Below are 15,471 nucleotides of genomic sequence, written 5' to 3'. Positions count from 1 at the left end.
CGGCCTGAAGACCTTAGGCTTCAGGACCGAGAGAAGGCACCGCGCAGCGGCAAGATTTCCAGCCTGTCACTGCGACACCTGAAACATAGCCAGCGAGCGTTAGCGCGTGTTGAAAAAGCGAGGGGAGTTCAGAGGGGAAAAGCCTTTCCCCTCTGGTCGGTTTCGGCGCAGTGCGATAAGTGATCGCTGCGCTTAAAAAACCGAAATATTCTCGATCAAGCCCCCACGGCGAGTGAAGAAACCGAAATTATCTCGATACAGCTTCAGCCCTGCGGCCAGCACATCACCTGACTGGCCCCACTACCGGTAAGGTGCCTCCACCGCCAGCATCTCCTTCATCTTTATATATCTGCACTGCCTGCCTCGGCATCACCATGCCCGCTTTCTCGAAGTGAATTTTCACCAGTCTGTCCAGCGCGTATTGCACCGTCCATTGCTCCAGCGCTCTGGTGCGTACCAGTACGCGGATGGTGAAGAACTGATCGCCTAATCCCACAACGCCCTGGAAGGTCGGTTCGCCGAGCAGCAGAGGTTTGATTTTCTCATCCTGCTGCAACTCTTCTACCGCCTGACGCAGCACATCATTGGCCTTATCTACGTCTTCGTCGCGGCTGACGTTATAGCTGGCGCGGTACACACCGAACTCGCGCTCGTAGTTGGAGAGGGTGGTGATGGAAGAATAAGGCACGATGTGGAACACGCCGTAAATATCGCGCAGGCCAATTGAGCGGATGGTCATGCTTTCGACCGTACCGGTGATCCCCATGACGGTGACGTATTCGCCGGTGTTCATGCCGTTTTCAAACTGGATGAAGATCCCGGTGATGACGTCTTTGACCAGCGTTTGCGCACCGAAGCTGACCGCCAGACCCAGTGCACCGGCACCGGCGAGCAGAGGCGCAATATTCAGCCCGATTTGCGAGAGCATGATCATCACGGTGATGGTGCAGATCACGATAGCGAGCACGTTACGGAACAGCGTCAGCAATGTCCGCTCGCGGGCACTTGGTCGTGCGCCGTTAGTCAGTTCCTGCCCCAGACGATGCTCAATCATGCTGGCCAGCAGCGTCCAGCCAACAATCGCAAAGCACAAGATAAACAGGATATGCCCAAGCCCGCTGATCACCTTCTCGCCGCTTTCGGTCATGAACCATTTATTGAGATTGAAGATGTGCCAGGCATCGAGCAGGAACAAGGTCACGCTGAGCACCACCAGCACGCGGATAATTTTCAGACCTGCCGGAATGTACGAGTTGATGCGTTTTTGCAACAGCGGATAGCGGCGGTTCACGTCATCAGGCAGGGTAATGCGGCGGCTGATCCAGCGGGAAAGCAGGCCGGAAATCAAGGCACCGAGCGCAATGACCACCAGACTTTTCACCGTTGCGGTCATCATAAACCGCAGGCTGCCGGCAAAATCAAACTGTGACAGGAAAAACAGCACCACGAAATAACTCACCGCGAGCAGGTGCCAGACGTGTCCGAGGGCGCGCAGGATCACGCTGAAAAACGCCATCGAGCGTTCGGCCAGCAGATTGAATTCGCGGTGGATAGTGCGTCGGTTATGCAGGATCAGCCAGCTGGCATAAATCGTCAGCCCCAGCATCACCACAAAATTGACCACGGCGGCGGTGGTGTAGTTGATTTGCGTCGCCACTACCGGCACGCCGACCATCAGCGCATAACCAATCAGGCCGCTGACCCAGGCCAGGCGGGTATTCCAGTAACGGGCAGTCATGTCAGTCAGCGGGAACGGGCGAAGATAGCTGAAGCCGGGCGCAAAAATCAGTCGCAATACGGCTTTGAAGAATTCAATGACCGCAAAGGCGCTGAGGAATAAGGCCTGCTGACGCGCAATCAGCGCGCTGCCGCCGTTCATATATTGCGTGAACAGATTTCCGGCGGCGACGGTCAGCAGCAAAATAACCAAATCGATGACGAACGCACCCAGAATACTGGCGGGCAGCTGATACCAGTGCGCCTGTTTCAGCCGCGCGTTATTTCCCCAGCGGCCAAGACGCACATACAGCGGACCCACCAGTTTACGGATCAGATGAAACAGCGCAAAGGTCACGGCAACGGTGAGCAGGAAATACCCCAGCGCCGTAAAAAAGCGGTCAGCGCGAAAGCTGTGCTGCGGGCCGGAATCGATAGTGTCTTTGAGTTTTTCTACGCGCTGCCTGAGCTGCGCGACGGTACCTTGCGTGGTATCGACCAGTTCGTCGATCAGGGAAAGCTGTTCCGGCTTAGGTTCGCTCTTTTCAGCGGCGGGAGCCGGTTCTGCCGTTTGAGTTTTGGCGGCTTCACGCAGATGTGAAATTAATTCAGCCCGGGCCTTATCATCCTGAAGTATATCGGCCAGCGCGGTGTATGAGGCTTTTTGCTGATCGGCACCGGCAGGTTGTTCTGCCGCGTGACTGAAAGCGCTGAACAGGGCCAGCGTGATGAACAGCAAGGTGGAAAATACGTGTGTCTGGATGCGGTGAGCCAACGGAGTCCTGTCGTTATGCGGCATTGTTCCTCTCTCAAAAATAGCAATTAATCGGCGTAAAGCTGCCTAAGGGTAAAGCATAAGTGGCCGTATTGTAGATAATTTGTGGCAAAAAGTTGTGGGGTGACGTGCCATAAGCGGGTGAGTGGCTGATCGAGTGTATTGAAACTCACGGGCGATTCAGAAATCTTGCTGAACGGAGCGGCCTGAAGACCTTAGGCTTCAGGACCGAGAGAAGGCACCGCTCAGCGGCAAGATTTCCAGCCTGTCACGGTAGTAACTGGAACATAGCCAGCGAGCGGAGCGCGTATTGTAAAAGCGGGGAGAGATCCAAGAGAGGGAACGCACTTCCCTCTCTTGGGCGGTTTCGGCACAACACGTTAAGCGATCACCGCACCTGAGAAACCGAAATTTTCACAATTCAGCCTTCACGGCGAGTGAAGAAACCGAAATAATTCCGGTCAGAGTTAAAAGCCGCTCTTGCCGCGGCCTTTGGCATCAGGAAACGTGTTGCAGGAACTCGCGCAGACGTTCGCTTGGCGGGTTGTTCACCAGTTCAGACGGTTTACCGTCTTCGGCGATACGACCTTTGTCGATGAAGATCAGACGTGAAGCCACTTTCTCGGCAAAGCCGACTTCGTGGGTCACGATAACCATCGTCATGCCTTCTTCTGCCAGCTGCTTCATTACCGTCAGCACTTCGTGACGCAGTTCAGGATCCAGCGCAGAGGTTGGCTCATCAAACAGCATCAGTTTTGGTTTAACCGCCAGCGCACGGGCGATGGCCACGCGCTGCTGCTGTCCACCGGAAAGCTCTGACGGATAGTGATTACCACGCTCGGAAAGACCGACTTTTGCCAGCAACTCTTTCGCCAGTTTATTGGCTTCTTCCTTCGACGCGCCACGCACACGGATCGGGCCGAACGCCACGTTTTCCAGTGCGGTCATGTGAGGGAACAGATAAAACTGCTGGAATACCATGCCCGCTTCCTGGCGGATCAGGCGTTCGTCGACTTTCGGGTCGTTCACTTTCAGGCCATCAACAATCAGCTCGCCGGAGGTAATTTCTTCCAGCTTGTTGATGCAACGCAGCAGTGTGGATTTACCCGAGCCGGATGGCCCGATGATAACCACGACTTCACCCTGAGAAATGTTCAGATCGATGTCGTGGAGCACCTGGGTTTTACCAAAGTGTTTTGAGACGTTCTTGAATTCAATCATATAATTTTCAGTTTGCGTTCTAAGCGGCGCAGAACAAAGCTCAGAGCCAGCGTGATGATCAGATAGATAACAGCAACCGCACTCCAGATTTCCATGGCGCGGAAGTTGCCGGCGATGATTTCCTGGCCCTGACGGGTCAGTTCGGCGACACCGATAACGATAAACAGTGAGGTGTCTTTGATGCTGACGATCCACTGGTTACCCAGCGGTGGCAACATGCGGCGCAGCGCCAGCGGCATGATGATGTAGCGCAGTGTCGCACGGCGCGACAGACCCAGCGCCAGACCCGCTTCACGGAATCCGTTGTGAATTGACAACACCGCGCCACGCGTAATTTCAGCGATATAAGCACCGGAGTTGATGATGATGGTCACCACCGCCGCGCTGAACGGGTCGATACGCAGATCGGGAACCATCATCGGCAGTGCGAAATAAATGAACATTACCTGTACGACAATAGGCGTACCGCGAATGAGCTCGATAAAGACCAGTGCGACGTTGCTGCTAAACCAGCCACCAAACGCGCGGGCAAAACCCGCAATCACACCAATAATCAGACCGCCAACCAGACCGAGGACCGAAATCCACAATGTCATTTTAGCGCCTTCGAGCAGGATAGGCAGAGCGGGCCAAATTACGCTCCAGTCAAACTGCATGGATTATCTCCTGGTAAAACAACAAACTGCGCCTGTGCAGATTTGCATCTGACAGGCGCTTCTTCTCAAGTGCTCTTTCTTAAAAAAGGAACGACTTAAATTAAAAACAGCTTATTTAGGTTCGGTATCAAACCATTTTTTGTAGATTGCTGCGTAAGTACCATTCTCTTTGATGGTTTTCAGCGCGGCGTTGGCTTTCTCACGCAGGTCACTGCCTTGCGGGAATGCGATACCGTATTGCTGGCCAGCCAGTGAATCGCCGACCGCTTTGAACTGACCTTTACCGGCAGTTTTGATGAAGTACAGAATGTTTGGCGTGTCGTGCATGACCGCATCAGCACGGCCCGTGCCCAGTTCCATGTAAGCGCTGTCGATGTTCGGGAACTGACGCAGATCTTTGGTCTGCACGTTGGCTTTCATGTAATCAACGGAGCTGGTGCCGCTTTTCACTGCAACGGTTTTGCCTTTCAGGTCAGCAACGCTTTTGATGGCGTCGTTATTGCTTTTAACCATTACCATCAGGCCGCTGTTGTAGTAACCATCAGAGAAGTCGATGGCTTTTTTACGCTCAGGGGTGATGGTGATACCGGCCAGTGCCAGGTCGATGTTGTGTGTTTGCAGGGCAGGAATGATGCCGCCGAAATCCATTGGTTTCAGTTCATAAGAGACTTTCATCTCTTTGGCGACCGCGTCCCAGAGGTCAATGTCGAAGCCGACGTACTTGTCGCCTTGTTTGAATTCAAACGGTACAAACGCAGTGTCGGTAGCTACGATCAGTTTTTTGTCTGCTGCGTGGGAGCTAACGGCAAAGGCCAGAGTCAACGCGGCCAGGGAAACTTTTAACAGTGACTTCATCAGTGAATTTCCTTTGTACATATTATGGGAACGGCATTGGGTTACGGCGCTTTAATGCAAAATTTATGCCAGAATTTATGCGGGAAATTATGCATATTAAAATTCAATAGGTTATCGCGCTGCTGAACCGATCAAGCGGCATTTTTATGAATCAAAGCACCATTATGGTGCGTTGTTACATGTTGAAATGTTCTTTGATGGTGCATGGCTTCATCATTAACCAGATGTTGTATTTTAAACAATCATTAATTAACAATTGTGCTGCTCAAATGATAACTCGCTCTAACTTTATTAGAACCTGAGCAAAACCAGTGCTCAGTTTTGAAGCAGATGTTAAGAAGGGAAGGGCGAAATTCAGGCCGGAATTCGCCCTGGGTGAACCAAAATGGTGCAACCGGTCATAAGGAAAAATGCTAGCGCAACTGACTGTCTTTGCTGCCGCGCCGGTTGTATCCGGCATGATCCTGCTGTTTTTTGTCTATCTCTGCCTGACATTTCACACAATATTGCACGCCCTGCAGCGCTTCCCGGCGTGCTTCAGGAATGGGGTCACCGCACTCCTTACAAAAATGCGCACTTTCGCCATGGCCGAGCGACTGACGCGCTCGTTCAACCGCGTCGTTCACTGTGGAATCAATCTGATCTTGTACCGCGCCATCTTGCGCCCATCCGCTTGCCATAATGGCCTCCTTGAAACATTAATTTAAATCACTCATTTGAAACATTTATTCACGGCTAAATTTCTATTGGTTAATAATAGGCTGCTTATAGTGCTAATTCGCTATGATTAATTGTGCTAGCTAAGTGTAAATGGTTATAAAACAGGGGGTTGATAAATTTTATTCGTCACAACAACATAGCGAAATGTCATAAATTCCTAGGACAAGTCTGATAGAGTTTGTGTTATTTCGTGCCCTATGTTAAAAAAACGCGTGAATTGAATGAATGTATTTCGGTTATCAATAACCCATGTGAATCTGTTTCATTTTTCGCGTGTTTGTAAGTTCATGTTTTGCTCGCGAGCCTCTGCATCGTTCAGATTCTCGCTTTTCTCATTCAATTCCCTCCAGCTGCCAGGCAGCGTCGACCGGCCAGACCAGGAAATGGAATTCGTCTCCGTGCATTTACTTGATCGGCTAACCAAAATAAATAACCACTCTTAAGTGTAGTCGCTGAGTGAGTTTTATCCCGGAAGGGTATTCAGGGTATTAAAGTGGCAGATAATCAGGTAGTTGGAAGCGCTGGTCTTGTATCACTACAGCCCGGTCTGATTGATTCGGTGCGCAGTACGCTTTCTGAACAGGCTGACGCCTTACACCGTCTTTCTTCACACCTCGACAGCGTTCAGTACCAGAAGGCGCTGAAGCTGATTGTTGAATGCAAAGGCCACGTGATCCTCTCCGGAATGGGAAAATCCGGACATGTCGGGCGCAAAATTTCTGCGACGCTGGCCTCAACCGGAACCCCCAGTTTCTTTATTCATCCTGCAGAAGCCTTCCACGGTGACCTGGGGATGATTACGCCGTATGACCTGCTGATCCTGATTTCAGCCAGCGGGGAAACCGACGAAATCCTTAAGCTTATTCCTTCATTACGTCAGTTTGGTAACCGCATTATTGCGATCACCAACCACAGCGAATCGACGCTGGCTAAACATGCTGATGCGACGCTTGAACTGATGATGGAAAGCGAAAGCTGTCCGAATAATCTCGCACCGACGACATCGACCACGCTGACCATGGCGATCGGCGATGCGCTGGCGGTGGCACTTATACATCAGCGTAAATTCCTGCCGACAGATTTTGCCCGTTACCATCCGGGCGGCTCGCTGGGGCGCCGTTTGCTGACCCGCGTTTCCGACGTGATGCAGGCAAATGTGCCGACCATTACCGAAGACACTCAGTTCCGCCAGGTTATCTCGGCGATCACCTGCGGTTGTCAGGGCATGGTGGCGGTAAATGATGCGCAGAACCAGCTGGCCGGCATCATTACCGATGGCGATTTACGTCGTTATATGGAAAAGAATGCGCAGCTCGACAGCGCGTGTGCCAGAGACATGATGACCCGTTCGCCGCTGACCTTACCGGCTGACATGATGATTACGGATGCTGAAATGCTGATGCAAAAGCACCGCGTTTCGGTGTTGCTGGTGACGGATAAAGAAAAGAACGTCGCAGGCCTGGTTCGTATTTTCGACTGACGATGAAGCACGATTAAACTCTTTGCGCACCGTGATCCTTATGCGAGGGAAATGAGGTTTTCACGGTACTTTTAATAAAGCACGACACTAAAAACGTGCTGTTTGTCATGATGATAATAAATGTTTATTGAAAAATTGAAGTCCGCATGGCCAGGGGAACACATTGCCCGGGTTCGTCGATCTCCTCATCTTAATATGGCCACGCTGAACCGCAATCTGGGCAAAATTGTGATCGGCCTGCCGATGGCGTTGCTGATCATCTATCTGGTGATCTTCAGCCGTCCGCGCTATCTCAGCGAATCTACCGTCGCCATCAAAAGCTCTAACGACATCAGTGGCTCCAGCCTGAACGTTGGCCTGCTGCTGGGCGCCGGGAATCCCAGCACCGCTCAGGACGCCATGTATTTAAAAGAATACATCAACTCCCCTGACATGCTGGCCGTTCTGGATAAGCAACTCGATTTCCGTTCCGTTTTCGGTAAAAGCGGTCTGGATTTTCTGTATCACCTGCCAAAAGATGCGAGCAGTGAGCAGTTCCTGAATTACTACCGCGACCGGATTGCCGTCACGTATGACGATAAATCGGGCATGCTGACCATCGGCACGCAGGGCTTCACCCCGGAATTTGCCGAGCAGTTCAACCAGGCGGTTCTCAAAGAATCCGAACGTTTCATCAACGAAATCACGCATAAGATTGCCCGCGACCAGCAGGCTTTTGCTGAAAACGAAATGCGTGAAGCCCGCGCCCGTCTGGATGAAAGCAAAACCCAGCTGCTGGCGTATCAGAACCACAACAATATTCTCGATCCGCAGGCTCAGGCGATTGCAGCGACCACGCTGGTGAATACGCTGATGGGGCAAAAAATCCAGATGGAAGCGGAACTGCGCAACCTGCTGACCTACCTGCGCGATGATGCGCCGCAGGTGATCAGCGCGCAGAACGCCATTACCTCTCTGGGTAAGCAGATTGATCAGGAAAAAAGCAAAATTACCGCGCCGGATGGCCATCAGCTGAACAGCATGGCGGTAGATTTCGACAGCATTAAATCGAAAGTCGAGTTTGATACTGAACTCTACAAACTCACGCTGACATCGGTGGAGAAAACCCGTGTTGAAGCGGCACGAAAACTGAAGGTGCTCTCGGTGATCAGCTCACCGCAGCTCCCGCAAGAAACCACGTTCCCGAATATCCCTTATATGATCGCAAGCTGGCTGCTGGTGTGCTGCCTGTTATTCGGAACGATTAAATTATTGCTGGCCGTTATCGATGACCATAAAGATTGATGTGGTTTGTACCGCTATCCCTTTTTGCCTGAAGAATCGCACACAGAGCTTGTTATGAAATTATTGAAGTCCGTTTTAATTTTGCTGGCCTGCCAGCTTACCCAGGCAAATGCCATCGGGATCAACGCCGATCCGAACATGACCGGCGCCGCGCCGCTGCCGACTTTTCTAACCGGGCAGACGCAGCAGACCGGTTCTGATACCGGTTTTGATGATTCGCCACCGCCTCCGGTGCCTGCGGTCATGAGCCGTATGTTCGGTGCGCAGTTATTTACCGGCAGTGCGGCGGCTGATAATGCGGCCAGCATCGGATTCAACCCGAATTACATTGTCGGCCTGGGCGATCAGGTTCAAATCCGTTTGTGGGGCGCGTTCAATTTTGACGGCGCGCTGACCGTTGATCCGAAAGGTAATATCTTCCTGCCGAACGTCGGGCCGCTGAAAGTCGCCGGTGTGTCTAACAGCCAGCTGAACAGCGTGATCACCACTAAAGTGAAACAGGTTTATCAGGCTAACGTGAACGTATATGCCTCACTGCTTCAGGCGCAGCCGGTGAAAGTGTTTGTCACCGGTTATGTCACCAATCCTGGCCTGTACGGTGGCGTGGCGTCTGACTCACTGCTTTCTTACCTGAGCAAAGCCGGTGGCGTGGATACCGAGCGCGGCAGCTATGTCGACATCGTGGTGAAACATAACGACCGCGTGCGTTCGCGCATCAATCTGTACGATTTCCTGCTCAACGGTGACCTGCGCCTGTCGCAGTTCTCTGATGGCGATACCATCGTGGTCGGGCCGCGTCAGCACACGTTCAGCGTGGAAGGCGATGTCTTTAACAGCTACGACTTTGAATTCCGTGACAGCACTATTCCGGTCAGCGAAGCCCTGAGCTGGGCGCGTCCGAAGCCGGGCGCGACGCACATGACCATTATCCGCCAGCAGGGCAGCATGAAGCGCAGCGAGTATTATCCGCTGGGCTCCGCGCCGGGTCGGTCATTGCAGGATGGCGACAAACTGATTGTCAGCTCTGACCGTTACGCGGGCACCATTCAGGTGCGCATCGAAGGCGCGCATTCCGGTGAACACGCCGTTGTGCTGCCGTATGGCGCCACCATGAGCCAGCTGCTGCCGAAAATCCGCACCAACTCTATGTCGCAGATTAACTCCATCCAGCTTTATCGCCGTTCTGTCGCATTGCGTCAGAAAGAGATGCTGGATCTGACGTTGCAGAAACTGGAAGAAGCGTCTCTGTCCGCACAATCCTCGACGCAGGAAGAAGGGCGTCTGCGTGCGCAGGAAGCCCAGCTGGTCAGCCGTTTCGTGGCGAAAGCCCGTCAGGTGGTGCCGAAAGGTGAAGTGGTGCTGAGCGAAACAAACCTGAATCAGGTGATCCTCGAAGATGGCGACGTCATCAATATTCCTGAGAAAACCTCGCTGGTTATGATCCACGGCGAAGTGCTGTTCCCGAATGCGGTGAGCTGGCAGAAAGGTCTGAGCCCGGATGATTACATCGACAAAGTCGGCGGTTATACGCAGAAAGCGGGTAACTCGAAAGTCATCCTGATCAAACAGAACGGCGAAGCGATTAACGCGGAAGACGTGAAAACGCTGCAACCTGGCGATGAGCTGATGGTGCTGCCGAAATATGAATCGAAGAACATCGAGGTCACACGCGGTATTTCAACGATCCTGTATCAGCTGGCCGTTGCCGCGAAAGTGGTTCTGACAATTTAATGATTGGGATCTTTTCTGCGGGAATTCAGCGCATCCCGCATCTGGATGAGTTTCTCGGTCAGCCGTGCCGCAAGCTTTCTCTGCTGCGGCCGGTGCCGGAAGACATCACGCAGATTGCCGTGTGGGGATACCGGCCAACCGGTGATAAAGCCGTCGCACTGGCCGCAAAATCAGGCCTGCCGGTATTGCGCCTCGAGGACGGATTTATCCGTTCTCTGGAGCTGGGCGTTAGTGGCGCTGCGCCGCTTTCCATGGTGCTGGATACAGAGGGCATGTATTACGACGCCTCGCAGCCCAGCACGCTTGAGCGGCTGATCCACCAGCGGGAAGAGAACCAGCCGCTGCATGATGCCGCACGTCAGGCCATGCAGATGATTGTTGACGGTGACCTGTCGAAATACAACCAGGCACCGGCGTGTACGCTGATCCGTCCGGAACAGGGCGCGGTGCTGGTGGTCGATCAGACCTTCGGCGATATGGCGGTGATTTACGGCAATGCCGGCGCTGAACAGTTTGATGACATGCTGCGGTCGGCGATAGCTGACAATCCGCAGTCTGAGATTTGGGTGAAGATCCACCCGGACGTTTTGCACGGTAAGAAAGCGGGCTATTTCACTCAGATTGCCAGACTGGCGCAACAGGAGCCGCGGATCAAACTGCTGGCGGAAAACGTCAGTCCGCAATCTTTGCTGCGTCTGGTCGATCGCGTGTATGTGGTGACGTCCAACTATGGCTTTGAGGCGCTGATGGCAGGTAAACCGGTCAGCGTGTTCGGACAGCCGTGGTATGCGGGCTGGGGATTAACGGACGACCGTCATGCTCAGTCTGAACCGCTTCGTGCGCGGCGCGGTACAGCCAGTCTGGAAGATATCTTCAGCGCGGCCTGTTTGCGTTACAGCCGGTACATCAATCCGGTGAGCGGCAAGAGTGGCACGTTATTTGATGTACTTAGCTGGCTTTCGATGCAACGACGTCATCACCAGCAGCGGGCAGGACGCTTATGGTCGCCGGGGCTGACGTTGTGGAAGCGCAGCATTCTGGCGCCGTTTCTGCGAACCAGAAGCAACAAAGTGAATTTCAGTAAACGCTATGCCGGTGAAAGCGCCTGCGTGGTGTGGGGTATTAAAGGCGAATCACGCTGGGGTGCGCAGACCGCGCAACAGCAGATCCCGCAATGGCGTATGGAAGACGGCTTTCTGCGCTCGGCTGGTCTGGGTTCTGACCTGCATCCGCCGCTGTCGCTGGTGCTGGATAAATCGGGCATTTATTACGATGCCACGCGACCGAGCGACCTTGAGCACTTGCTGAACCACAGTCAGCTGACGGCATTTCAGCAACAACGTGCCGCTGCGCTGCGTCAGCGTCTGGTCGCCAGTAAAGTCAGTAAATATAACCTCGGCGCTGCGTTTACCTTGCCAGCCGAAGCTGCGGGTAAAACGGTGATTCTGGTGCCGGGACAGGTGGAAGATGACGCGTCGATCCTGACGGGAACGATGTCGATTTGCACCAACAGTGATTTGCTGCGCACGGTGCGGGAGCGTAATCCCGACGCCTACATCATTTATAAGCCTCACCCGGATGTTCTGGTGGGCAACCGGCAGGGACATATTCCTGCGGAAGATGTCAGCCGCTGGGCAAACAGTCAGGCGCTGGATGCTGACATTATTCAGTGTATCCAGGCTGCTGATGAGCTGCATACCCTGACGTCGTTGTCGGGATTTGAAGCCTTATTACATGGCAAAAAAGTGGCGTGTTACGGCATGCCGTTTTATGCCGGATGGGGACTGACGCAGGATGAGCATGAATGTTCACGCCGGCTGCGCAGCCTCAGTGTAGACGACGTGGTTTACCAGGCGCTGATCGCGTACCCGTCGTATATCGACCCGCAAAGTCGGGAGCCCATTTTGGCGGAGCAGGCGGTTGAACTTCTCGCTACTACGCCAAAGGCTGAGATGAAATTGATAAAAACAAAAGTGGACAATATAGCCCGCTACAGCAGAAAACTACTCATGCTGATCAATGTGATTTTTTAATCACGGGTCAGGCTCTTATATAAGTTTTTAGCGTGGATGAAAATGGACAGTAAGGCGCTTACAACATTACTTTCTGGAAAAAAATACTTGCTGTTGCAGGGCCCGATGGGACCTTTCTTCAGTGATTTGGCGCAGTGGCTTGAGTCTCTGGGGCGGGAAGCGGTGAACGTCGTTTTTAACGGCGGAGACAGGTTGTATTCGCGTAAGCGTGAATACCGCTTGTATAAGCAGACGCCTGATGAGTTTCCGACCTGGCTGAAAGCCACCTGGCAGGAATACGACTTCGACACCATCGTGTGTTTCGGGGATTGTCGCCCGCTGCATCAGGCCGCAAAACGCTGGGCGCAGGCAAAAGGCGTGCGCTTCCTCGCGTTTGAAGAAGGCTATCTGCGCCCGCATTACATCACGCTGGAACAGAACGGTGTAAATGCCTATTCCAGCCTGCCGCGCGATGCGGAGTTTTACCGCAGCCTGCCACCGATGACCATGCCGGAAATCGAGCACCTGAAACCTTCAGGCTGGCAGCGCGTCCGTCATGCCACCCTGTATTATCTGGCCGGCTGGCGCTATCGCCACGACTTCCCGAAATATCGGCATCATAAATCCTTCTCGCCGTGGTATGAGGCGCGTTGCTGGACCCGCGCTGCGTGGCGTAAAAAACTGTATGCCTTCCGCCAGCGCAATGTGTTGCAGCGGCTGCAGACGGATCTGGATCAGCGCTATTATCTGGCGATTTTGCAGGTATATAACGACAGCCAGATCCGCAATCACAGCCCGTATAAAGACGTGCGTGATTACATCAATGAAGTGATGCACTCGTTCGCGAAGAAAGCGCCGTCAACGGAGTTTCTGGTGATTAAGCATCACCCGATGGACAGAGGACACCGTTTATACGGACCGCTTATCTGCCAGCTGGGTAAAAAATACGGCATTAATAACCGTGTGATCTACGTCCACGACCTGCCGATGCCGGAACTGCTGACCCATTCGAAAGCCGTGGTGACGATTAACAGCACTGCCGGGATCTCTGCGCTTATTCATAATAAGCCGCTGAAGGTGATGGGCAGGGCGCTGTATGACATCAAAGGCATGACCTATCAGGGACATCTGAACCAGTTCTGGACCTCAGGATTTAAGCCGGATATGAAGCTTTTCAAACAGTTCCGTCTATACTTGCTGAAGAATACACAGATTAATGCGGTGTATTATGGACATGTGGCTAAAGAAATGAAGAGTCAAAATTCAATAATTATTAATTCAACCTTAATCAGTAAAGTTGCTAACTTATAGAATGTGAAATTATCTTTATAGATTTTTTGAAAGTAGTTATGAGGATGTTTTTAGAGTAGTTACATTTTTTAATGTACTCTGATAGTAAAATAGGAACCAGAAATGGGAATTACAAGAAGAAAATTATTCAATTACTTAATTCCTTCATCTATAGTTGCCTTAATAGCACCCAAAAAATCATTTTCAAATATAGAGACAGATACTGTTAATAGTTCAAGATGTCAGGGTTTGAATACTAAATTTGAAAACTCTTTACAAAAAATCGACTCAAGATTAGATGGTTTAGAGAAAAGAGTCTTCAAAAGTGATTTCAATAAGCCAAGTAAATTTAATATACCTAGTGACTATTTAGATTTGCAAGAGGCGATAGATGATCTTTATGCAAAAACGCTAAGCAATAAAGAATATGTTGTGCTAAATATTGAAGCGGGGTACAAATTATCTTCAGGGTTGAAAGTTGAACATGGGGATTTTTCAAGATTTTATATTCAATCTGAAGAGCCAATCGTAGAAGTGGCAGATAATTTCGTCGGGGTTTTTGGTCCCGATGGCATAAAAACAATTACAGATGGCACTGTTATTTTAGCTTACCATGCGCGCGGCCCAGTATTAGGATGTATTATCGATGGTCGACATATTGCAAGGACTCTCTATTTTGCTTTGGGCGGGTCTACCGGATGGTCTGATAGACTCCAAAGCAGTACAGAGGAAAAGGCAAATAAGGAAAAAATTTCTGGTGGAATGAATTTTCTTCATGCTACCTTCTTGGCGCAAGAAGGTAGTGTATTAGTTTGCGAGAATACCCTAGCCATAAATTGTCATTTGAATAGTATTTACTGCGAACGAAATAGCATTATACACGCTGAGTTTTCTGATGTGTCTAATTCTCGCCAGGGAGGGGTCGTTGTAACTCGAGGAGGAGTTGTGAATGCAGATAGTGTAAACGCTAATGGATGTACTGTTGGTTTTTGGGCGCATCGAGAAGGTGTTATTTCCGCATCCGATAGTCATGCAAATAACTGTAAAGGAAATGGTTACCGCGCTGATACAGGAGGAAGAATTAATGCTCATAATAGTTCAGCATCTAATACAACGAATTCAGTCATTGAAAATTGGGATTTTGGCGGGGTTGGTTATTTAGCATTCAGAGGGGGAGAAATTATATGCACTGGAAAGTCAAAGGCAGTAAATTGTGTTTACGGCCTTATGGCTATATATGGTGCAAAAATCGTTGCTTTTCAAATAACCGCGAGAAATTGCACTACGAACGCTATACTAGCTAAGGATGGAAGTCAAATAGAGGCAACAGAAGCAATTATCAGCGATACTCATCTTATTGCTGTGCATGCTCTTGATGGAAGTTCAGTGACTTTGAGAGGAGCCAAAATTGATAATAGCGGTGTCTATGCAATTTTTTCCGAGTATGGTAGCCATATTTCAGCAAGGGAAATACAGATAAAATCTGCAGGTGATGCTTGTGTTTACTCAAAATCGGGCAGCAAAATTGATATCAATAATGCAAAAATTATAGGTGGGAGATTTTTTGATTTACAAATAAATGAAGGAGGATGTATTACTGCAAATAAATCAACTTATAAAAACGCTAATAATGAAGTTAACATGATTACCGATGATGGGGTTATTTATAAATGAGAAATCAAATCGAGTAGGGTTCGTTAAAACCCTAGCCTGTAACAATAATTATTTTTT

Annotated in this window: 11 protein-coding genes; 6 read left to right on the top strand and 5 right to left on the bottom strand. The window is 51.0% G+C overall.

Going from position 1 to position 15,471, the window contains the following annotated elements:
- Nucleotides 1-283 precede the first annotated feature (283 nt).
- The 5 genes from ybiO to EC840_RS12050 all read right to left on the bottom strand — a co-directional run bounded on the left by ybiO (nucleotide 284) and on the right by EC840_RS12050 (nucleotide 5,903).
- The gene (gene ybiO, locus EC840_RS12070) at nucleotides 284-2,491 is read right to left on the bottom strand and encodes a mechanosensitive channel protein (protein WP_240783310.1); all 2,208 of its coding nucleotides are present in this window, start codon (nucleotides 2,489-2,491) and stop codon (nucleotides 284-286) included.
- Between the two features lie 498 nt (nucleotides 2,492-2,989).
- On the bottom strand, nucleotides 2,990-3,712 hold the full coding sequence (gene glnQ, locus EC840_RS12065; protein ID WP_113877487.1) for a glutamine ABC transporter ATP-binding protein GlnQ: 723 nt from the start codon (nucleotides 3,710-3,712) through the stop codon (nucleotides 2,990-2,992).
- Nucleotides 3,709-4,368, bottom strand: coding sequence for a glutamine ABC transporter permease GlnP (gene glnP / locus EC840_RS12060; RefSeq protein ID WP_013574682.1), 660 nt, complete (start codon nucleotides 4,366-4,368; stop codon nucleotides 3,709-3,711). The genes glnQ and glnP overlap by 4 nt, the downstream gene beginning before the upstream one ends.
- Before the next feature lie 111 nt (nucleotides 4,369-4,479).
- Entirely contained in the window at nucleotides 4,480-5,223 is a 744-nt protein-coding gene (gene glnH, locus EC840_RS12055; RefSeq protein ID WP_013574683.1) for a glutamine ABC transporter substrate-binding protein GlnH, read from the bottom strand.
- Nucleotides 5,224-5,636: 413 nt separating this feature from the next.
- Nucleotides 5,637-5,903, bottom strand: coding sequence for a DksA/TraR family C4-type zinc finger protein (locus EC840_RS12050; RefSeq protein ID WP_132965516.1), 267 nt, complete (start codon nucleotides 5,901-5,903; stop codon nucleotides 5,637-5,639).
- A gap of 533 nt (nucleotides 5,904-6,436) precedes the next feature.
- On the opposite strand from EC840_RS12050, the gene EC840_RS12045 reads away from it, so the two are divergent.
- The 6 genes from EC840_RS12045 to EC840_RS12020 all read left to right on the top strand — a co-directional run bounded on the left by EC840_RS12045 (nucleotide 6,437) and on the right by EC840_RS12020 (nucleotide 15,414).
- Nucleotides 6,437-7,423: a KpsF/GutQ family sugar-phosphate isomerase gene (locus EC840_RS12045; protein ID WP_132965514.1), complete on the top strand. Its 987-nt coding sequence runs from the start codon at nucleotides 6,437-6,439 to the stop codon at nucleotides 7,421-7,423.
- Nucleotides 7,424-7,618: 195 nt separating this feature from the next.
- Complete coding sequence (locus tag EC840_RS12040) at nucleotides 7,619-8,707, top strand: capsule biosynthesis protein (RefSeq protein WP_181955487.1); 1,089 nt, start codon at nucleotides 7,619-7,621, stop codon at nucleotides 8,705-8,707.
- Between the two features lie 54 nt (nucleotides 8,708-8,761).
- Nucleotides 8,762-10,438, top strand: coding sequence for a polysaccharide biosynthesis/export family protein (locus tag EC840_RS12035; RefSeq protein ID WP_112289426.1), 1,677 nt, complete (start codon nucleotides 8,762-8,764; stop codon nucleotides 10,436-10,438).
- Nucleotides 10,438-12,471 (top strand): capsular polysaccharide biosynthesis protein, encoded by a 2,034-nt coding sequence (locus EC840_RS12030; RefSeq protein WP_132965512.1) that lies wholly within the window; start codon nucleotides 10,438-10,440, stop codon nucleotides 12,469-12,471. The genes EC840_RS12035 and EC840_RS12030 overlap by 1 nt, the downstream gene beginning before the upstream one ends.
- 42 nt (nucleotides 12,472-12,513) lie before the next feature.
- A complete protein-coding gene (locus EC840_RS12025) occupies nucleotides 12,514-13,761 on the top strand; it encodes a capsular biosynthesis protein (RefSeq protein WP_132965510.1) in 1,248 nt (415 codons plus the stop codon).
- Nucleotides 13,762-13,863: 102 nt separating this feature from the next.
- Nucleotides 13,864-15,414, top strand: a complete 1,551-nt coding sequence (locus EC840_RS12020) for a hypothetical protein (RefSeq protein ID WP_132965509.1) — start codon at nucleotides 13,864-13,866, stop codon at nucleotides 15,412-15,414.
- Nucleotides 15,415-15,471: the final 57 nt, after the last annotated feature.

It is taken from the genome of Rahnella sp. JUb53, from assembly GCF_004346065.1.
Classification (GTDB): domain Bacteria; phylum Pseudomonadota; class Gammaproteobacteria; order Enterobacterales; family Enterobacteriaceae; genus Rahnella; species Rahnella variigena.
The sequence above is the reverse complement of the archived record's forward strand: the minus strand, read 5'-3'. Positions and strand labels throughout refer to the sequence as shown.